We start from the raw sequence: 20,484 nt of genomic DNA, 5'->3' as shown, positions 1-20,484 counted from the left end.
GGCGTGAAGCGCGCTCCGGAGGCGTGGCGGAGCTGCTCGCCCAGGTGCGCGCCCGCCAGCGCCGCCAGCTCTGGGCCCAGGGCCTGCTGCTGGGCGCCGTCGCGGCCCTCGTGCTCCTGTTCGCCACGGGCCTCCTGGGACGGGCGGCGCCGTGGCTTGCCCAGGGGCTCATGTGGATCGCCCTGCCCGTGGGCGCGGCGGTGGTTTACGTCTTCGGCGTCGTGCTCGCGCACCGGCAGGTGGGCGACGACGCGCGCACCGCCCGGCTCGTGGGCCAGCGCCGCCCGGAGCTGTCGCTGGATGTGCTCGCTGCGGTGGAGCTGTCGCGCGAGCGCCGTGAGGAGGCCGGCTGGTCCCCCCAGCTCGCGGACGCGTTCCTGAGGCAGATGGACGAGCGCGCCCGCACGGTGGACCCCGGGCTCGTGGTGGACCGCCAGCCGCTGCGCCGCGTGGCCATGGCGTGCGGCGGCGTGGTGCTGGCGCTCGCGGTGCTGCTGTTCTTCGTGGGCGGCCGGTGGGTCGCGGGCTGGAAGCACCTTCGCGAGCAGGCCTCGCGTCCGGAGACCGCCGCGCAGGCGGAGCCCATCACCGGCGACATCGAGCTGACCTACCGCTACCCCGCGTACACCGGCCTCGCGCCGCGCACCGTGCCCGGCACCAACGGCGAGGTCAGCGCGCCCGCGGGTACCGAGGTCGTGCTGAAGACGCGCTCGGACCGCCCCATCGAGCGCGCGGAGGTCGTGGTCAACGACCAGGTGCTGCCCCTCACCGTCACCGGCGGCCGCGAGCTCACCGGCAGCTTCGTCGCGAAGCAGGGCGGCCATTACCACTTCGTCTTCTATGCCTCGCGCGCGAAGCCGCTCGCGGTGGGCCCGGACATCCCGCTCACCGTGGAGGCGGACAAGTCCCCGCAGGTGACGCTGCTCACGCCGTCCACGGAGATTGAGGTCGACCCCGGCCAGACGGTGACGCTCAAGTTCGAGGCCACCGACGACTACGGCCTGTCCGGTCTGGCGCTGGTGTACCGCATGCCCGGCGCGAAGCAGGAGACGCGCGTGAACCTGCCGCGCGAGGACAGCCGCCGCAGCCGGGGCACCTTCAACTGGGACCTGGGCCCGCTCAAGCCCGCCCCCGGCGACCGCATCACCTACTACGTGGAGGCGAAGGACAACGACGCGGTGGAGGGCCCCAAGAAGGGCGTCAGCCGCACGCAGACCCTTCGCGTCTACAGCGCCGCCGAGCACCGCCGCGCCGCCCTGGAGAAGGCCGAAGTCCTTTGGGGCCGCCTGGTGGACCACCTGGCGGACCGCCTGGAGGGGCCCGACCGCGCGAAGCAGAAGGACGCGACCGCGGTGGAGACCGCGAAGTCCGTGGACACCAGTGGCCAGCAGCTCGCGGACGATTTCCGCGCTCAAGGCGCCGAGCTGTCGCGGGAGAAGGACGTGCCCAAGGAGATCGTCTCCGCGCTCCTGAACATCGGAGGGGAGCTCAAGCGCAGCGTGGGCACCACCTCCGACTTCCGCCGACTGTACCTGCGCACCCAGCGCGCGCGCGGCGAGGACTGGGGCACCGGCACCCGGCTCACCGCCGTGGTGGAGGACGAAATCGAGGGCCTGGAACGCGACATCCTCTACCTGGAGTCGCTGCTGGACCGGCAGAAGCTGGAGGCGCTCCAGGAGCTGACGAAGCAGCTGGCCAACGAGCGCCGCGACCTGTCGCGCCTCATCGAGCAGTTCAAGGCCAACCCGGACGAGGCCGCGCGCGAGCAGGTGATGCAGCAGATCCAACAGCTCAAGTCGCGCATCCAGGAGCTGATGCAGCGCATGGCCGAGCTGCGCAAGGGCATCCGCGACGAGCACCTCAACGCGGAGGCGCTGTCGGAGATGATGCAGCAGGAGGACATGCAGGGCGCCATGGATGAAGTCGAGCGCCTGATGCAGGAGGGCAAGGCGGACGAGGCCCTGGCGAAGCTCCAGGAGCTGGGCATGCAGATGGACGAGATGCTCGAGTCCATGGACAAGTCCCAGGAGGACTTCGGCGCGGAGCAGTACCCGGAGCTGGCGGAGAAGTTCGGCAAGTTCATGGACGACCTGCAGGGCACCATGAGCGAGCAGCAGAAGGTCGCCGAGCAGACGCGCGCCCTGCGCGACCAGGCCCGCGGGCAGAACCGCGACCGGCTCAAGGAGAAGGGCCAGGCCCTCAAGGACGAGCTGAACCGCAAGCTGAAGCAGGTGCAGGAGGACTACCAGAAGCTCGATCCAGGCCGGCTCAACAGCCGCGCGGCCCGCCCGCTGGAAGAGGCCCAGTCCGAGCTGCGCAACGTGGAGAACGCGCTCAAGGTGGACGACTTCGACCTCGCCGCGGAGTCCGCCGCGCGCGCCGAGGACGCCGCGCGCCAGCTGTCCAGCATGGGCGAGCAGCAGCGCCAGCTGGATGAGATGTTCGGCAACCCGCCGGAGGTGCGTCAGCAGTCCGCGAAGCTCGCGGAGCAGCTCAAGAAGGACTCGCGCGACGTGTCGGACGTGAGCCAGCAGCTGCAGAACCTCTTCCCGCCGCCGGGCTCGCAGCTGTCGCCGCAGGAGAAGCAGCAGCTCCAGCAGCTGGGCCAGCGCCAGCAGCAGCTGGAGCAGCGCGCGCAGGGCCTGCGCCAGCAGATGGAGGACATGGAGCAGACGGCGCCGCTGTTCGGCGAAGAGGCCGGCCAGCAGATGGATGAGATTGGCCAGCGCATGGGCGAGGCATCCCAGCGCATGCAGGGCAAGGACCCCGGCCGCGGCTACGGCGAACAGCAGGCCGCCATGGAAGGCCTCAAGCGCTTCCAGCAGCAGATGCAGCAGAGCCAGCAGGGCCGCAAGGGCGGCCGCGGGCTGCCCATGCCCATGGGCTCCGGCCGCCGCCAGGAGGGCAACGGCCGCAACCCACAGGACAAGGTGGAGCTGCCGGACGAGGACGCGTTCCAGGCGCCTCGCGAGTTCCGCAAGGACCTGCTGGACGCGATGAAGCAGGGCGCGCCGGAGAAGTACCGCGAACAGGTGAAGCGCTACTACGAGGAGCTGGTGAAGTGAGCCGCCGCATGCACGCGACCATCCCGGGCCTGGGCGTCCTGTGCGCCCTCCTCCTCGCCGTCCCCACGGCCTTCGCGCAGCCGCCCGACGCCGCCCTCAAGGAAGAGGTGAAGCAGCGGCTGGGCAAGGTGGAGCAGTCGCTGGACGACTGGGACGTGGGAAGCGCCCGCCGCGAACTGGCCGAGGTCGAGAAGCGCGTACCGTCCGAGCTGGAGCCCCTGAAGTACTTCCAGGGACGCGTGGCCTTCGAGGAGGGCCAGTACGACGACGCGGTGACGCTGCTGGAAGGCGCCAACATCGAGGACAAGCCGGGCAGCTACCTGCGGCTCGCCAAGGACACGCGCACCATCGTCAAGGACCACCAGCGCGCGGAGAGCGAGCACTTCATCTTCTTCTACCCGAAGGGCAAGGAAGAGATCCTGGTGCCCTACGCACTGGAGACGCTGGAGGCCATCCACCGGGCGCTCGCGGAGGACCTGGGCTGGACGCCGCCGGGCAAGGTGCGCGTGGAGGTGGTGAACAACGCGCGCGAGCTGTCCCGCGTCAGCACGCTGACGGAGAAGCAGATCCGCACCACGGGCACCATCGCCATCTGCAAGTTCAACAAGCTGATGGTCACGAGCCCCAAGGCCGTGGCGCAGGGCTACGACTGGCAGGACACGCTGGCGCACGAGTACGTGCACCTGGTGGTCAGCCAGATGTCCCACAACACCGTGCCCATCTGGCTGCACGAAGGCCTGGCCAAGTTCCTGGAGTCGCGCTGGCGCGGCAAGGGTGGCCTGGCCATGACGCCCTCCACGCAGGCGCTCTTGGGCAAGCGCGTGAAGGAGGACAAGCTCATCCCCTTCGAGAAGATGCACCCCTCCATCGCCATGCTGCCCACGGCGGAGGACGCGGCCACCGCGTTCGCGGAGGTGTTCTACGCCATCGACTACATCCACGGCACCAAGGGCACCGCCGGCCTGCGCGCCCTCTTGCAGGAGCTGAAGGCGGGCCAGCCGGACAAGAAGGCGGTGGAGGTGGCGACGGGCATGCCCTTCCCCCTCTTCGAGAAGACCTGGCTGTCCTACGTGAAGAAGCAGCCCTTCCCCCAGGAGCTGGTGCCGCGCGACGACCGCGTGGTGCTCAAGGAGGACGCCAAGGGCGCGCAGAAAGACAGCGAGAAGAAGGGGCGCGAAATCTCCTTCGGCGGCTTCTCCGAGGTGACCGAAGTCCCCGCGCGCAAGTTCGCGCACCTGGGTGAGGTGCTGCGCGAGCGCAACCGCGTGAAGGCCGCCGCGGAGGAGTACTCGCGGGCGCACAAGCTGGTGGGCGACAAGTACGAGTCGGTGTCCAACAAGTTCGCGCTCGCGCTGCTGGAGCTGCGCCGGCTGGATGAAGCGGAGTCCGTGCTGCGCGGCTCGCTGCGGATGCACCCGGGCTCGCCCTCCACCAACGTGCACCTGGGCCGCATCCTGCTGTTCCGCAAGGACTACCCGAAGGCCAAGACGGCGTACCTGGAGGCGCTGGCGTCGGATCCGTTCGACCCGGAAATCCATGTGGCCCTCACGCGCATCCACGGCGCGCTGGGGGAGACGGCGCTCGCGGCGCGCACGCGCGGGGCCGCCGCCAATCTCACGGGCCTCAAGCCCGACGACGTGGACCGCGCCGCCCAGGCCTTCCTGCGCGCCGAGGACGAGCTGTCCGAGACGAAGAACGTCCCCGCCGGCACGCCCGACGCCCCGAAGCCGAAGGCCGCTCCGAAGCCGGCGCCGCAGCCCGCGAAGTAGCCCTCCTCCCCGGCGGCCAGCCAGCCGGGGCCCTGCCTCCGTTCTCTTCCCTCCCTCGCGGGATGCCTGGCTTTCCGGGCACGAGGAGGACGGGATGGCGTTCCCGGACAGCCGTGTGGTGCTGAACGTCCGCGCCCGCTCCCGGGGGCAGTGGTGCTGTCCACTGCCGCACCGGGTCCGGGACGCAACGTGAATTGGCACACGTCCGTCCTCCCACCCTCTGGGTTCGCTGTCGCGCCCTGCTCCAACGTGCGCCGCGCGGATCCGGAAGTGTGTCCGGTCCACCGGCCTTGACCCGCCTCACATCCGAGGCTCTGAAAAGGAGCAGCACCCCATGAAGCGCACCCTGCATGGAGTCACCCTCGCCGCGGTCCTCTTCACCGGCGGCGTCTCGCTGGCCCAGAGCGCCACGTCCGCCAACCCGCCGGTCGGAGAGAAGACGCCCACCGTCGCCAAGGGCACGGTGGAGTTCAAGGGCTTCATCGTCCCCGCGGATCCAAAGGCCTTCCTGGAGCGCCTGCACTACATCAACCAGTCGGAGATCAAGCAGGCGAAGCTCGCGCAGCAGAACTCGCAGAACCCGGACGTGCAGAGCTACGCCAAGATGATGGTGGACGCGCACACGACCGCTGACCAGAAGGTCATGGACTATGCGAAGTCGCAGAACATGAAGCTGGCGGAGATGCCCAAGGCCACCAACGACATGGAGAAGAAGGCCATGGCCGCGGACAAGGCGGACATGGAGAAGCTCCAGGCGCTGAAGGGCGCGCCGTTCGACTCGACGTACATGGCCGGACAGGTTGGCGCGCATGACGCCGCCATCGGCAAGGTGATGGCCGCCCAGCAGGGCATGGGCGCCACGGGCGAGCTGGCCACGCTGCTCACGAACCTCACCCAGGAGCTGCCGCGGCACCGCGACATGGCCTACCAGACGCTGGGCAAGCTGGACGACGCCATGGGCGTGGGCGGCGCCGGCATGCAGGGCGGCACCATGGACCACGGATCCATGCACGGCGCCCCGCCGAGCACCCCCACGCCGAGCGGCTCGATGGGCGGCACCCCCAGCGGTGCGACGAAGACGAAGTAATGCAGCAGCGGTGAAGTACGCGGCGCCTCCCTTGAAGTGAATTCACGGGAGGCGTCATCCGCGTGCATAGTGCCGGGCCATGTCCCGACTGATTGCCCTGGCCTCCTGTGTCTCCGTGCTGCTCCTCACCGGCTGCTCCAACGACGCCGACGCCATCTGCGACTACCGCAAGCAGTGCTTCGACTCCGACCTGGACACTGGCAAGTGCGCCGAGAAGGTTGGCGCCTGGGAGGAAGAGAAGGAGAGCGAGCAGGACGCCCGCCGCGAGCGCACCGCGGAGTGTTCGCAGTGCATCTCCGACCGCACCTGCGCGGAGGTCATCGCCAGCTGCATCGACGACTGCTTCGGCATTCCCTGAAACCCGCATGAAGCCCTGGGGCGCAACGCCCCAGGGCTCACCTTCCGCCGGGCTTCAGCTACTTGCGCGTCCAGCGGTCCAGCCAGCCCAGCACCTCGTCGTGCCACTGGATGCTGTTCTGCGGCTTGAGTACCCAGTGGTTCTCGTCCGGGAAGTAGAGGAAGCGGGACGGGATGCCGCGGCGCTGGAGCGCGGTGAAGGTGGCGATGCCCTGCGTGTCCACCACGCGGTAGTCCTTGCCGCCGTGGATGACGAGCATGGGCGTCTTCCACTTCGCCACCTGGTTCACCGGGTTGAACTTCTCGTACGACTCCGGCTTCTCCCAGGGCAGCGCCTTGTGCTCCCACTCGGGGAACCACAGCTCCTCGGTGTCGTAGTAGGCGGCGCGCTCGTCGAAGATGCCGTCGTGGTTCACGAGGCACTGGAAGCCGTCCGCCCAGTTACCGGCGATCCAGTTGATCATGTACCCGCCGTAGCTGCCGCCCAGCGCGCACCGCTTCGTCTTGTGGATGAACGAGTACTTCTGGAGCGCGGCGTTCAGGCCCTTCTGCAGGTCCTCCAGCGGCTTGCCGCCCCAGTCCCCGGAGATGGAGTCCGTGAAGGCCTGGCCGTAGCCGGTGGAGCCGTGGAAGTCGATCATCACCGCCACGTAGCCGCGGCCCGCGTACACCTGCGGGTTCCACCGGTAATGGAAGTGGTTGCCGAAGCTGCCCTGCGGTCCGCCGTGGATGAGGAAGGCCAGCGGGTACTGGCGCTTCGGGTCGAAGTCCACCGGCTTCACCACGTAGCCGTGCACCGTCTCGTTGTTCCAGCCCGGGAAGTTGAACTGCTCGAAGGCGCCGAACTTCAGGCCCGCGAGCGCGTCCTTGTTCACCTGGGTGAGCTGCCGCGCGCCGGTGCCGTCCGCCTTCACCGCGTACAGGTCCGCCGGCGAGTCCAGGTCATCCATCGCGTAGACGACCTGGCCGTCCGCCGCGGGCTGGGCGCCGTCCGCGTTGCCACCCTGGGTGAGGCTGCGCGCCTTGCCGGTGGCCACGTCCAGGGCGAACACGGTGTTCTGCCCCACGTCGTTGGCGGTGGTGAAGAGCGTGGCGCCGTCCTTGCTCCACGCGAGCGAGCCAGCCGAGCGGTCCCAGTCCTGGGTCAGCACGCGCTCCTGGCCGCCCGGCCACGTGCGCAGGATGACTCGGAAGCGGTCGGCCTCGAAGCCGGGGCGGGACATGGCCACGTACGCGAGCGTCTTGCCGTCCGGGCTGAACACGGGGCTGGTGTCCGTGGCGCGGTTCTTCTCCGTGAGCTTGCGCGGCTTCGTCTTTCCGTCGACGGGCGCGAGGAACAGGTCCAGGTCGGTGGACCACGACTCGGTGGGGCCCACGTCGCGCGCGGCGAAGACGAGGCTCTTGCCGTCCGGGGTGAAGGTGAACTCCTCCGCGCCACCGAAGGGCTTGCTGGGCGCGTCCGCGTCCATGCCCTTCATCACGTCCACGGCCGTGCCGCCGGCCACGGGGACGACGAACAGGTGCGAACGCGTGCCGTCCTTCCAGGTGTCCCAGTGACGGGCGAAGAGCTGATCATACGCGCGGCCGGTGGTCTTCTTCTTGGAGGCCTCGGCGGCGCGCTGGGTGTTGCACGCGAGGTCCGCGCAGTCAGGGCGCGCGTCCAGCGCCACCGCGAGCTGCTGGCCGTCACGCGACAGCACGAAGCTGTTCACGTCCAGCGGCAGCTTCGTGACCGGAAGCGGTTCGCCGCCATCCAACGGCAGGCGCCACACCTGTGACGAGCCGCCGCGCGACGACAGGAAGAAGAGGCTCTTGCCGTCCGGAGCCCAGACGGGGTCGGTGTCGCTGTCCGGGTGGGAGGTGAGCTGGCGCGGCGCGGAGCCGTCCAGGTTGGCGAGCCACAGGTCGGTGCGCCCGCGGTTCATCTCCATGTCGGTGGAGCGCAGGACGTAGGCGACCTGGCGGCCGTCGGGAGAGACACGCGGGCTGCTGAGCCGGCGCAGCGTGACCAGGTCCTGTTGATTGAACGGATGAGGCGCGGGCGCGGGGTTGGCGCCGAGCGCCAGGGCCGCGAGGAGCGACAGGGGCACGGAAGGTTCCTCCGGAGAGATGGAACCCGGACCGTGCCCGTGGGAAGGCGGGCTGTCCACAGACGAAGTGTGGGAAGGGGCGCGCGCGGGCCACTCCGGGTGGCTGCCGCGATGCGGCGATGTTAGGCAGGGCCATGTCCACGTCCACGCCCGTCGTCATCCACGTCTGGTCCGACTTCGTCTGTCCCTGGTGCTACGTCGGCCTCGCCGAGGTCGAGAAGGTGAAGAAGGAGTACGACGTCCAGGTGGAGTGGCATCCCTACTTCCTGCGCCCGGAGACGCCGCCGGAAGGGCTGCCGCTGCCCGAGTACGTGCGCGAGGGGATGAAGGACCCCAACAACCCGCTCAAGCTCCGCGCCGCGAAGGCCGGGCTGAAGATGGTGCACCGGGACATCATCCCGTCCACGCGCCGGGCGCACGAAGCGGCGGAGTACGCCCGGGCCGAGGGCAAGCTGGCCCCCTTCCACGCAGCGGTGCTGCGCCGGTACTGGAGCGAGGGTCAGGACCTCTGGCAGTGGGACACGCTCCGGGGCGCGGGCGTGGAGGCCGGGTTGGATCCGGACGAACTGCAGCGCGCCGTGGAGGAGGGCCGCTTCCGCCAGGTGGTGGAGCAGGCCGTGCGCGAGGCGCAGGAGATGGGCATCCGCGCGGTGCCCACGTTCATCCTGGGGGAGAAGGTGGCCATCCAGGGCGCGCACGAGTACCCGTCGTTCCAGAAGGCCATGGAGCAGCTGGGCGCGAAGCCGAAGCAGCAGGGCTGACGGGAGCTACAGGCCCTTCACCAGGATGAGCAGCCGCGCGAAGGTCTCCGGACCTTCGCCAGCCAGCCCCTTGGCGAAGTCCAGGAACGAGGGCGCCTGCTCCACGTGCTTGGCGACGACCTGGAACGCCTCCACGGCGGCGGCGTCCAGCGCGGCCTCGGGCGTACCGGGAGCCTCCAGCAGCGCCACCACGGCCGGGTGCCCGAGCAGCACCCAGCGCACCACGGAAGCGCGCAGCACGAGCAGGAACACGGCGTTCAGGAGGCTCTCGGCCTCGGTGAACGGGTGGCGCAGGACGTGGTTGAGCGCGTGGTGCAGGAAGTACTGGTGCACGCGCTCGCCGTGCAGGGACTCCAGGGCGGAGCGCCGCGCGGCATGGAGTTCCCACGCCTGGTCTGGATGCGTGTCCGCGCCGCCGTAGGACTCTCGCACGGCGTTCATCAGAGAGAGGAAGCGCGGGCTGCTCACGGCGGCCTCACGTGAACGGAGCACGGCGCCGCAGATGCCGGCCCACGGGCCTCCGGGCAGCTCCAGCGCTTCGAGCTGCGCGCTCAAGGACGCGAGGGTGTCCGTGGATTCGTACTCGCCGAGGATGCCCGTGAGCCGCTCTGCATCCGATGAAGCGAGCGCCGTGGTCCCCGGGAAGTAGAAGTCGCCCAGGTCCAATGCCATGCGGCCCAGCGCGTACAGCCTCGCGGCGAACGGGACTTCGCGCCGATTCAAGAGCCGCAGCATCGCTTCGCGCACGGTGTCCGCGTGGGCCGTCCACGCGTCGTCCCCCGCCGCCACCTGCCGCGCGACCTGCGGGCGCAGGGCCTGCTCCTCGGGCACGGGCTCGCGCACCAGCGCGTCCTCCGCCAGCAGGCACAGGCGCGCCGTCTCCGGACACGCGAGCGACCCGGCCATCTCCACCTGCGCGCCCCAGCGCGTGAGCACTCGCGGGAAGACGGAGCAGCCGTCCGGCAGCACTGCTTCGCCATAGCGGCGCTGGAGCGAGCACAGCTTCGCCTCATCCAGGAAGGAGCAGTGCCCGTCCGCGCGCTTGCCCAGGATGCCTGCCTGCTGGCCCGTGGCGCCGTCCGGACTTGGCTTGATCAGCGCCGCGACGCGCGCCTCGTCAGGTGTGCCCGCGACCTTCTGGCGCAGCAGGCTCCAGCGCGACTCGCTGATGGGCACGGTGAGCCCCGCGCAGCAGGTGTCCTCGCACGCTTCCGCGATGCAACGGAAGCGCGCCATGTAGCGGGGGGCCGAGGCGGTCATGGAGCCCAGTCTACTTGCGGCCCAGCGCCTTCTTCACGAACCCCCAGAAGCGGCCCGCGCGCTCCTTGAGGTCCGCGCCCCGGCGCTCCTCGGCGGCGCTCACCGCCTCCTTGCTCACCTGGAGTTGCTTCTGGAGCTCCTCCGGCGAGTAGCGCGTGGCGAGCGTCGCCTTCACTTCCTTGCGCGTCGAGTACTCACGCGCCTCCACGTGCAGCACGCATTCGGAGTCGAGCTTGAGCGTGACGGCGACGCGCACGGAGCCCTTGGGGCCTTTTGGGAGACCTTCCATGCGCACGGTGCCCAGGTACTCGTTGGCGGAGATGTGGTTGTCCTCGCCCTGGAAGACGGACAGCTCCATCCGCTCCTCGTTGTCCTGCGACGTGCTGATGGCGAACGAGCGCTGCGTGGGCAGCGGGCTGTTGCGCTCGATGACGCGCTTGAAGCCGCCGCCGGGCATGGCCACGCCAATGGTCATGGGCAGCACGTCGATGAGCACCACGCTGCTCACCTTGTCCACCGAGCCCGAGTACAGCGCCGCGCCCAGCGCCACGGCCTCGTCCGCGTTGACGCTCGCCTGCGCGTTCTTGCTGAAGAGGCCCTTGAGCTTGTCGCGCACCAGCGGCATGCGGCTCATGCCGCCCACCAGGATGATGTCGTCCACCTCCGAGGCCTTCAGCTTGGAGTCCAGGAGCACGTCGCGCACCACGTCGATGGTGCGGTTGAGCAACGGGTCGCAGATCTTCTCCAGGTCCTGGCGCGACATCGTCACGCGCAGGTCCCGGGGACGGCCCGCGTCGTCCATCATCAACATGGGGATGTGGACCTCGAAGGTGCTGCGCTCGGACAGCGCCATCTTCGCGCGCTCGGCGGCGTCGCCCACGCGCGACAGGGCGATGCCGTCCCCGTTGAACGCGATGCCTTCCTTCTCCTGGAAGCGCTCCAGGAGGAAGTCGACGATGAGGTTGTCGAAGTCGATACCGCCCAGGAAGATGTCGCCGCCGGTGCCCAGCACCTCGAAGACGTTCTTCTCGATGCGCAGGATGGTCGCGTCGAAGGTGCCGCCGCCCAGGTCGTAGACGAGCACCTTCTTGTTGAGCTCGCGGTTGAGGCCGTACGCGAGCGCCGCGGACGTGGGCTCGTTGAGGATGCGCTCCACCTTGAGGCCGGCCATCGCGCCCGCCTTGCGGACCGCTTCACGCTGGGGCTCGGAGTAGTAGGCCGGCACCGTCACCACGGCGCGCTCCACCTTCTGGTTGAGATGGGTTTCAGCCATCTCCTTGCACTCGCGCAGGATGATGCCCTGCACCTCTTCCAGCGACAGCACGTCGGTGCCCAGGCGCACGGCGGCGCGGCCGGCGGCATCCGGAGTGATTTCGTAGTGGAAGCGCTCGCGAACCTGCTTCACCACGGCGCTGTCGTAGGGACGGCCCACCAGGCGCTTCGCGCCGTAGATGGTGTGCGTGGGCCGCAGGACGAGCTGGTTCTTCGCGCGGTGGCTGACGAGCAGCTTGTTCTGCGCGCTCAGCGAGATGACGGACGGGATGGTGTTGTAGCCCTCGCGCGAGCGCAGCACGACGGGACGTCCGTTGGACAGCAGCGCCACGCAGGAGTTGGTGGTGCCCAGGTCGATGCCGATGACCGGTCCCGTACCGGCGATTGTCTGTGGCGGCGTGAGGTAGATGGGACGCACCTGGCCATTGGCATCCAGGGGAGGCGGCGCGGAGGCCACCGGCGCGGCGGCGGGCGCGAGCGTCGCGGGGGCCACCGGAGCAGCGGGCGCGGGCGGGGCCTGGCGCACGGACGGAGGAAGCACGCTCGGCGGCGGCTGCGGCGGAGGAGCCATGGGCCGCGCGGCGGGACGGCCCGCCGAGGACACGGGCTCGCGCGCCAGTTCCAGCGGCCCGTCGTCGTCGATGGACAGGTCCAGGTCGAACTCGGCGCTGCCGCCGGACGGGCGCGGCGCGGGAGGCTGCTGCGGCGCGGGAGGCTGCTGCGGGACAGCGCGGCCCCAGGACGACGCAGGCTCCTGGGCGAGGTCGGGAGCGCGGCCCGCGGCGGAACCGGGCTCGCGGCCCAGGCCGGGCGCCGCGGGACGGTTGGCGAAGGAGCCGGGCTCCAACGGCAGCTCACCGGGAGCGCGCGCCGCGGGACGTCCCGCCACGGATCCAGGCTCGCGGCCCAGTCCAGGTGCACGCCCCGCCGCGGATCCAGGATCCAGTCCCAGACCCGGCACGGAGGGACGTCCGGCGGCGGATCCGGGCTCACGCCCCAGGCCCGGCGCGGCGGCACGGCCGGCGGCGGATCCAGGCTCACGCCCCAAGCCCGGCGCGGCGGCACGGCCGGCGGCGGATCCAGGCTCAAGTCCCAGACCCGGCGCCGCGGGACGACCTCCAGAAGAGCGAGGCTCAAGTCCCAGGCCCGGCATGGCGGCACGGCCAGCGGCGGATCCAGGCTCGCGTCCCAGCCCCGGTGCACGGCCGGCGGCGGATCCAGGTTCGCGCCCCAGTCCCGGCGCACGTCCCGCTGCGGATCCAGGCTCACGCCCCAGACCCGGCGCTGCGACACGGCCGGGTGAGGACGCGGGCTCACGCCCCAACGGCCGCTGACGGCCCGGTGAGGACGTGGGTTCACGCGCCAGCTCCAGCGGAGCCTCGTCGTCCAGGGATGACAGGTCGAAGTCGAACTCGGCGCTGCCGCCAGAGGGCTTGGCGGGAGCCACCGGCGGCACGATCGGCATCGCCGCAGGCGGCGGGGCCGCGCGCTGCACAGGCGGTGGAGTCACCGGCGCGGCGCGAGGCGGCGGCGCGGGGGCGACATCCGAGAAATCCAACTCGAACCCACCCGCGTCGCCCGCGGCCGAAGCCGCGTCGTCCTCCACGGAGAGCCCCACTTCGATGGGCACCTCTTCCAGCGGCTCGCCCATGGCGATGGGCTCATCCACGACCGGAACCTCGAACTCGAAGTCGAGCCCCGGCAGCGGCTCGTCGCCTCCCGACAACACGCCCTGCACGGTGGGCGGAGGCGTTCCCGCGATGAGCTCGTCCAGCGGGATGTCCACGTCGTTCGCGGAGTCCGCCTGCGCCAGCCCCATGTCCTCGTCCGGACCGCCCAACGAGAACGGCTCGTCCGCGCCGCCCAGCGACAGCGGCTCGTCCGCGGCGGGAGCGGGACTGGAGGACGGAGCATCCAGATCATCGAACAGCGAATCGAGCGCGGCACCACCCGCGGCCGGCTGCGCGGGACGCGTGGGCGGTGCAACGGCGGCGGGGCGCGCGGGGACGGCGGCGGGCCGGGGCGCGGCGGCAACTGGCGGCACGGCCACGGGCGGACTCACCGGCGCGATGCCCGGCGCGGTCAACGGCGCGATTCCTGGCGCGGCCAACGGCGCGATGCCCGGCGCCACGACCGGAGCAATGGACGGCAGCGGCGCGGCGGCGGGCACGGCACCGCCGCCCGGCTTGCGCTGGAGCATCAGATCCACAAGCGCGCGGCTCGCGGTATCCAGCTCCTGGAACTGCAACCCCATTCCCGGAGGCCCCGCGGGGTCGTTCACATCGCGCACCCAGCGCACGGTCGCGGTGCCCTGGAGCACGCGCACGCCGTTGGCGATCTGCACCTCGAAGCGCACGGGCGTGCCCACCGGCTGCGGCGTGCGCGAGCGGATGAACATGCCCCCGGGGCTGATGTTGGTGGCGAACTCCTCGGTGAAGCTCCCCACGCTCTCATGCTTGAGCTTCACCAACAGACCGACCGACTTGCGGTCCGAGGTACGCCGACCTTGATCCATGGTTCAGCACTGTCGCGTCCGGGGGCCATTCCCTCAAGGGGGTTCTGGCCCCCTGCCCGTCCGGCCGGTGCCCGTTCGAGACCTTCAGGTGCGCATCTGACTTACCTGTATGTCCCCGCTATCCTGGGACTTCGTTTCCCGCAGGAAGAGGTCCGGGACCGCCGGACGGGAGTCCTCCGATGAACGCGGTTCCCCATTTCGCCCCGGTTCCCCTGCAAGCGCGGTGGTTGGTGGACCGACGGCACGACCTGCTCTCCACGGTCGGGGGACTGGGCGCGAGCCTGGCGCTGATGGCGTTGCACGTGCTGGGGGGCGTGAGCGGGCCGCCGCTGTGGTGGGCATGGGTGCTGCTGTTGGATGGGCCGCACCTGTTCGCGACGGTGTCGCGCACGTACCTGGACGCTCGGGAGCGGAAGGCGCGAGCCCGGCTGCTCTGGGGCAGCCTGGCGTGGTTCGCGGCGGGGCCGGCGGTGTTCACGGCGTCGGTGCTGTCCGGCCAGCGCTGGCCGTTCGCGGTGTTCGTGACGCTGGCGGCGCTATGGGCGTACTGGCACGTGGTGCGGCAGCACTACGGCATCATGGTGCTCTACCAGCGCAAGGCCGGGGAGCGAGACGCGTGGGACCGGCGGCTGGACAGCGTGACCCTGTACGTGGGGTTGCTCGCGCCGTTCGTGGCGTTCGCGCTGACGCATCCGGGAGCGCGACGCCGGTTGGGGCTGATGGCGGAGCCGACCTGGGAGGTCGGAGTGGCGCACGCGTGCTTCGCGTTGGTGCTCGCGGTGGTGGGGGTGCTGGCGGCGAGGCAGGTGTGGCGGTGGCGCCAGGGGCTGGGGGTGAACGGGCCCAAGTTGTTGATGCTGGCCGCGGCGCTGGGGCTGACGTCGCTGGTGTTCTGGCCGTCGGTGTCGCGGCGGATGGACTTCCTGATGTTCACCGTGGCGGTGACGGCGTTCCACAACGTGCAGTACCACGGCATCGTCTGGTTCTTTCACCGCAACCGCTACCACGCGGAAGGCGTGGACCGAGCCGCGTTCGGTTGGGCGCCGAAGGTGAGCCAGCGGTTCATCATCTACGCGCTCTGCGGGCTCGCGTTCACGCTGCTGTACCGGACGCTGGGCTGCGGCATGGGCGTGCATCCGGGCTGCGGCGCGTTCGACGCGAAGGTGGCGATGGGAGGCAGCGGGCTCACGCTGCGAGATTTGATGGAAGGCTTCATCTGGGGCTTCGCGCTGCACCACTACTTCCTGGACCAGTACATCTGGCGCGTGCGCAAGGACGCGGGGCTGAACCAGGACCTGAAGCTGAACACCGCGGCGGCTGCGTGACGCCCGGCCCAGAGGGTGTGTCGGACCTGTGCCTATTATCCGCACACCATGGCCAGCAAACATCGACGGCGGACACCTCCTCGTCCCGCGACCGCGCGTCGCCCCGCCACAGCAACGCCCACGTGGCCCCTGCCCATGCAGCGCATCCCGCTCAGCGAGGCGCGCAGCCATCTCAGCGCGCTCGTGCAGCAGGCGGCCACCCAGCGGCATGTCACCGCCATCACGGTGCACGATGAGTTGAAGGCGTTCCTCATCGCGCCCTCGCGATTGGAGGCCCTGCTGGAAGCGGAGCGAAAGGCGCGTCCTTCCCGGAAGCGGAAATCGAAGCTTCGAGGCTCCCTGCGCATCGTCGGTGACCTGGAAGCTCCCGATGAGAGCCCCAGTCAACGACTCCAGCGCTCCGCCCTGACCTCCGCGGAGGTGCTGGAGCTTGAGTGAAGGCTACGTGCTCGACACGAATGCCCTGCTCTTCTACGCGGGCGACCAGTTCCAGAAGCTCGGGCCCACGGCGAAGCGCGCGTTCTCCGCCTTCGAGCACCGGCGCGGCTATCTGGTGGTGCCCGCGCCCGTCGTGCTGGAAACGTGGTTGCTTGCCCAGGGCGGGAAGCTGCGTTTCCCCACCACGCTGGACTCATGGTGGGCGGGCATCGACTGTCCGGAGCTGGTCCACGACCCCATGAGCGAAGCGGATGTCCGGGAGGCAGCCCGGCTCGACTGGGAGCATCGGGACCACTTCGACCGGCTCATCGTGGCGGCGGCCCGCAGACTCGGACTGCCGCTCCTCACCCGCGACCGCGCCATCTCCGTCTGGGCGCAGGACACCGGAGGCATCGAGGTCGCGTGGTAGCGCGGCCCCGACGCCCGTAGCGAATCACAGCGTCACGAGCCACAGGAACGCATCCTGGTTCCAAAGGTGACAGGGCTCACGGCTCCATCTCGGTAGGCGCACGGAGCGCCCGGGTGAGTGCCTCGTTCAGCTCGCGCTTGAAGCTCGTGGTCATCCAGGCGTTCGGGATGGCATCGAAGCCGTGGATGGCCCCGGGGTAGACATGGAGCTCCACCGGGACTCCCGCTCGGGAGAGGCGGCGGGCGTAGTCCATGGACTCGTCGAAGAAGACGTCGAGCGAACCCACGGCGATGAAGGCGGGGGGCAGGCGCGAGACGTCCTGGCCGAGCGAGGCCGAGAAGTGCCCGGCGCGAGAGTCGGTCGGGAGGTAGTCCCCGCGCAGGGACTCCCAGCCGAAGCGGGTGTGCGCACGCGTCCACGAGAACTCGCCGGTCGTCGGGTTGGGGTCCGCTTCCAGGGCCGTCCCCGTGCGGGCGTCGAGCATCGGGTAGATGAGAATCTGCGCCGCGGGCCGTGGCCCGTTGTCATCGCGGGTGAGCTGCGCCAGCGAGGCGGCCAGCCCGCCACCCGCGCTCTGCCCCATGAGGACGATTCGCGACGGGTCGACGCCCAGTGACGCGGCATTCGCGTGGACCCAGCGCAGCGCCGCATAGACATCGTCGATGGGACCCGGGAACGGCACCTCCGGCGCGAGGCGGTAGTCGACCGAGACGACGACGGCGTCGTGCGCGAGGGCGAGCTCGGCGTCGAAGCCCTCGCCCATGGAGGCGCTGCCCATCACCATGCCACCGCCGTGCAGGAACAGCACGGCGGGCCGGGGTGCCGTGCTTTGGCCCGGCGGCGTCTGGATGACGAGCCGGACGTCGGGCGCTCCGTTCCGCCCAGGGATGCGCGCCTCGCTCCGCAGCGCGGTGGTCCGGGGGGCGATGGACGCAATCATCTGGTCCATGAACGTGCGGCCGTCCGCGAGGTTCTCGCGGGAGAGCCCCGGGAGGAACGCGTGGGCGGTGAGGGGCAAGAGGGACGGATCAACGAGATGACGCGTGGACATGGGTGACTCCTGGAATGTGGCGGTGGGTGAGGTTGCGATGGACTTCAAGGCGACGTGGGAGCGGGGGCCGCGCGGATGACGACCTTGCCGATGACTCCCCCACGCTCGGATCGCTCGAACGCGCCTCGAGCGTCGGACAGCTCGAACACCTCCACGGGTGGCGGGAGGAGCTCCCGGGCCTGGAGCTTCCCCGCGAGCTCCGCGAGGTCCCGGCCGGACGGCTTGGTGACGAGCAACTGCTGCTTCTGGCGGCGGAAGGGGCCAAGCAGGGTGGAGGCCAGGAGCGACGCGGGGGACGGCTCGAACCCCACGTGCCTGCCGCGAGGCGTCAGGAGGCCACGCGCCTCGGCAAAAGACAGCTTCGTGCTCAGGTCGAAGACGACGTCGAAGCGCTCGCCGAGCATCGAGAGCGGCCGGGCGCGATAGTCGTGGACGATCTGGGCACCGTACTGCCGAGCCACGGCCAGACCCGCGGCGGAGGTGACGGCGGTGACGTGCGCGCCATGCGACCGGGCGAGTTGGATCAACATGAGCCCCACACCGCCCGTCGCGCCGTTGACGAGCACGCGCTCGCCGGGGGCGACTCGCGCGACGTCACGCACTGCCTGAAGCGCCGCGAGCCCCACCATCGAGACCGCCGCGGCCCCGACGTCGTCGAGCCCTGAAGGAATCCTGGCGACGGACTTCGCCGCGACCGTGATGAGTCCAGCGAGCGTTCCCTCGCGCATGCTGCCGGGGAAGCCGAACACGCGGTCTCCTACGGAGAAACCGCTGACGCCCGCCCCCACCTCCTCGACGACACCGGCGAAGTCCGAGCCGGGCGACTTCGGGAAGCGAGCGCCGCTGAGCAACCGCAGCTCGCCACGCCGGATCTTCCCGTCGATGGGATTCACCGAGACGGCTCGGACGCGGATGAGGAGGTGGTGGGCGCGGACGCGGGGCGCCGGCTGGTGGGTGTGCTGCAGGAGTTCGGGACCGCCGAAGCGGCTGTAGGTGAGTGCGTTCATGGGCCTCAAGGTACGGGGCGGCATGAATTCGCGGAACTTGATGGTGGGAAGGCCTATTGTTCATGCCGTGAAACTCTCGGCCTTCGACCTGAACCACGTGCGCGCGCTCCATCACCTGCTCGAAGAAGCTCACGTCACGCGCGCGGCGAAGAAGCTGGGAATCACTCCCGCGGCGGCGAGCAATGCCCTGCACCGGCTGCGCGTCGACTTCGACGACCCGCTCCTGGTCCGCAACGGGAGGTCGCTCGTGCGGACGCAGCGGGCCGAGGAGCTTCGCGCGCCCGCCAAAGAGGTGATGCTGGCGGCCGAGCGTCTGTTCAACCAAGGGCGTCCCTTCGACCCGGCGACCGCGACCTGGGACATCTACGTGACGACGTCGGACCGTGTCGCGGAGCTGCTCCTACCAACGCTCGACAGTCTCCTCGCGGCGCGTGCTCCCGGGGCCCTGCTCACGCTCCGGACCCAGACGCCGGACCTGGGGTCGTTCCTGCGCGAGCACGGCGGGATTGCCATCGTCCCGGAGGTCGCGAAGGAGCGGGACCTCCGCTCGCAGCGCCTGTTCGTCGACGACTTCGTCTGCGTCATGCGCGGGACGCACCCCCTCGCCACCGGGCGCATGTCCCTGAAGCGGTTCACCGAGTGGGAACACGTCCTGGTGGCCCCACTCGCGCAGTCGCGACGCGGCGGCATCGACGTGCTCCTGGAGAAGGAGGGGTTCTCGCGTCGCGTGACGCGCGTGGTGACCACGTTCTCCCTGGCACTGCCGCTCGTTCTAGGCTCGGACCGGCTCGCTGTCCTTCCGCGCAGCTTCGCCACCGCGCACGCGAAGGCACTCGGGCTCGCGCTTCGGCCTTTGCCTGTCCCGATGCCTCCCATTGAGATGCTCCTGGCCTGGCACCTTGGGAACGAGGGCGACCCGAAGCACGCGTGGGTCCGCGGTCTCGTGCATGAAGCAGTACGCGCCGTGGGCCTGGCGACCGCGTAGGCCCACGGCTCCGTCAGGTTCAGGGCGTCACGAGCCGCAGGAACGCATCCTGGTTCCACGTGTCGCCCGCGCCGTCGCGCTGCCAGCCGGACACCACCAGCCCGGACTCCGGCGCCGCCACCAGCGTCGTCGCCGCCAGCGAGCACGTGCCGCTCTCACACGCCTCCGGCGCCAGCGACTTCGTGCCCAGCAGCGCGCCGTCCGCCGCGTAGCGCGTCACGGTATTGCCGCACGCCACCGCGACCGGGCCCGCGGGCTCCACCGCCGCCACCGTGCCCACCGACGTCGCGCCGCACGTGGGCTGCTTCACCCAGCGCTCCTGCCCGTCCGCCGTCGCCGTCAGCACGAACGGACCGCCCTCATCCAGCGCCACGCCGTTCCACACCAGCAGGCCCACCGCCTCGCCGGCCACCGCCACCGTGCCGTCCGCGCCCACCGACACGGAGCCCACGCGGCCGTTCACTCCCGGCACCTCGCGGCCCCACGCCAGCGCTCCATCCGCGCCGAACGCCAGCACCACGAAGCCGCCCGTGCCCCGCGCGTCGAACGTGCGCCCGTCCACCGTCACCGGGCCCACCAGCCGCCCGGCCACCACCGACGTGCCCGTCCCCGACAGCGCCACCGCCGACAGCAGCGTGCCCTCCCTCGCGCCGTCGAACGTCTTCGTCCAGCTCGCCGTGCCGTCCGCCGCGTAGCGCACCAGCTGGGGCGTATGGGCCTCCGTCGTCCACTCCTCGCCCAGGGCCACGACCCCGCCCGCCGCGTCCGCCGCCACCGCGTAGACCTTCTGCCCCACGCGGCGCTGCCACTCGGGCTCGCCCGCCTGCGTGAACTTCACCAGGAAGCCGTCCTGCGCCTCGCCCAGCCCGAAGTCCGCTGAGTACAGGAACGCGTTTCCGGACAGGAACACCGCGCCGTCAGTGCCCGTGGAGCCCGCCACGCGCAGGTCCGACAGGCGGTTGCGCTCGAACTCCTTCGCCCACTGCTTCGTCCCGTCCGCCGAATAGCGGGACAGCGTCAGCACCAGCCGCTCCCCGTCCACCTGGTCCCGGTCCTCATCCGAGCGCGGCGTGCCGGACGTCACCCACAGCAC

General features: G+C 70.5%; 15 protein-coding genes. 9 read left to right on the top strand and 6 right to left on the bottom strand.

Annotation, left to right across the window (positions count from 1 at the left end; all coding sequences use genetic code 11):
- Window positions 1–23: 23 nt before the first annotated feature.
- The 4 genes from D7V77_RS28000 (at window position 24) to D7V77_RS27985 (ending at window position 6,279) form a co-directional block, all read left to right on the top strand.
- Entirely contained in the window at window positions 24–3,065 is a 3,042-nt protein-coding gene (locus D7V77_RS28000; RefSeq protein ID WP_120579364.1) for a DUF4175 family protein, read from the top strand.
- An 8-nt stretch (window positions 3,066–3,073) separates the two neighbouring features.
- Window positions 3,074–4,834 (top strand): tetratricopeptide repeat protein, encoded by a 1,761-nt coding sequence (locus tag D7V77_RS27995; protein ID WP_169821953.1) that lies wholly within the window; start codon window positions 3,074–3,076, stop codon window positions 4,832–4,834.
- Between the two features lie 334 nt (window positions 4,835–5,168).
- Window positions 5,169–5,921, top strand: a complete 753-nt coding sequence (locus D7V77_RS27990) for a DUF4142 domain-containing protein (protein ID WP_120579362.1) — start codon at window positions 5,169–5,171, stop codon at window positions 5,919–5,921.
- Between the two features lie 79 nt (window positions 5,922–6,000).
- Window positions 6,001–6,279: a hypothetical protein gene (locus D7V77_RS27985; RefSeq protein ID WP_120579361.1), complete on the top strand. Its 279-nt coding sequence runs from the start codon at window positions 6,001–6,003 to the stop codon at window positions 6,277–6,279.
- 58 nt (window positions 6,280–6,337) lie between these two features.
- Here the strand turns inward: D7V77_RS27985 and D7V77_RS27980 are convergent, their stop codons facing one another.
- Window positions 6,338–8,368 (bottom strand): S9 family peptidase, encoded by a 2,031-nt coding sequence (locus D7V77_RS27980; RefSeq protein ID WP_120579360.1) that lies wholly within the window; start codon window positions 8,366–8,368, stop codon window positions 6,338–6,340.
- Window positions 8,369–8,502: 134 nt separating this feature from the next.
- Between D7V77_RS27980 and D7V77_RS27975 the strand changes: the two genes are divergently transcribed.
- Window positions 8,503–9,129 (top strand): DsbA family protein, encoded by a 627-nt coding sequence (locus D7V77_RS27975; RefSeq protein WP_233597274.1) that lies wholly within the window; start codon window positions 8,503–8,505, stop codon window positions 9,127–9,129.
- 6 nt (window positions 9,130–9,135) lie between these two features.
- Here the strand turns inward: D7V77_RS27975 and fliB are convergent, their stop codons facing one another.
- Together fliB and D7V77_RS27965 are read right to left on the bottom strand one after the other, a co-directional pair.
- Complete coding sequence (fliB, locus tag D7V77_RS27970; RefSeq protein ID WP_120579358.1) at window positions 9,136–10,389, bottom strand: flagellin lysine-N-methylase; 1,254 nt, start codon at window positions 10,387–10,389, stop codon at window positions 9,136–9,138.
- Window positions 10,390–10,399: 10 nt separating this feature from the next.
- Window positions 10,400–14,176 carry a TIGR02266 family protein gene (locus tag D7V77_RS27965; RefSeq protein ID WP_199733904.1) on the bottom strand — a complete coding sequence of 1,259 codons (3,777 nt, stop codon included), beginning with the start codon at window positions 14,174–14,176 and terminating at the stop codon, window positions 10,400–10,402.
- A gap of 179 nt (window positions 14,177–14,355) precedes the next feature.
- On the opposite strand from D7V77_RS27965, the gene D7V77_RS27955 reads away from it, so the two are divergent.
- From D7V77_RS27955 to D7V77_RS27945, 3 genes are all read left to right on the top strand, one after another.
- Complete coding sequence (locus D7V77_RS27955; protein WP_120579357.1) at window positions 14,356–15,501, top strand: hypothetical protein; 1,146 nt, start codon at window positions 14,356–14,358, stop codon at window positions 15,499–15,501.
- A gap of 135 nt (window positions 15,502–15,636) precedes the next feature.
- On the top strand, window positions 15,637–15,939 hold the full coding sequence (locus D7V77_RS27950; RefSeq protein WP_158624505.1) for a type II toxin-antitoxin system Phd/YefM family antitoxin: 303 nt from the start codon (window positions 15,637–15,639) through the stop codon (window positions 15,937–15,939).
- Complete coding sequence (locus D7V77_RS27945; protein WP_120579355.1) at window positions 15,932–16,348, top strand: type II toxin-antitoxin system VapC family toxin; 417 nt, start codon at window positions 15,932–15,934, stop codon at window positions 16,346–16,348. The genes D7V77_RS27950 and D7V77_RS27945 overlap by 8 nt, the downstream gene beginning before the upstream one ends.
- 76 nt (window positions 16,349–16,424) lie before the next feature.
- Here the strand turns inward: D7V77_RS27945 and D7V77_RS27940 are convergent, their stop codons facing one another.
- Both D7V77_RS27940 and D7V77_RS27935 read right to left on the bottom strand, forming a co-directional pair.
- A complete protein-coding gene (locus D7V77_RS27940) occupies window positions 16,425–17,399 on the bottom strand; it encodes an alpha/beta hydrolase (protein ID WP_120579354.1) in 975 nt (324 codons plus the stop codon).
- Window positions 17,400–17,443: 44 nt separating this feature from the next.
- A complete protein-coding gene (locus D7V77_RS27935; protein WP_158624504.1) occupies window positions 17,444–18,406 on the bottom strand; it encodes an NAD(P)-dependent alcohol dehydrogenase in 963 nt (320 codons plus the stop codon).
- A gap of 67 nt (window positions 18,407–18,473) precedes the next feature.
- Here D7V77_RS27935 and D7V77_RS27925 point away from each other — a divergent pair, with 67 nt between their 5' ends.
- On the top strand, window positions 18,474–19,391 hold the full coding sequence (locus tag D7V77_RS27925; RefSeq protein ID WP_158624503.1) for a LysR family transcriptional regulator: 918 nt from the start codon (window positions 18,474–18,476) through the stop codon (window positions 19,389–19,391).
- Window positions 19,392–19,410: 19 nt separating this feature from the next.
- Here the strand turns inward: D7V77_RS27925 and D7V77_RS27920 are convergent.
- Window positions 19,411–20,484 (bottom strand): hypothetical protein (locus D7V77_RS27920; RefSeq protein WP_120579352.1); only part of this gene is annotated, 1,074 nt, incomplete at its 5' end.

Origin of the sequence: Corallococcus sp. CA041A, from assembly GCF_003612075.1 — a bacterium.
Classification (GTDB): Bacteria; Myxococcota; Myxococcia; order Myxococcales; family Myxococcaceae; genus Corallococcus; species Corallococcus exiguus.
This window is presented reverse-complemented; position numbering and strand designations above follow the sequence as displayed.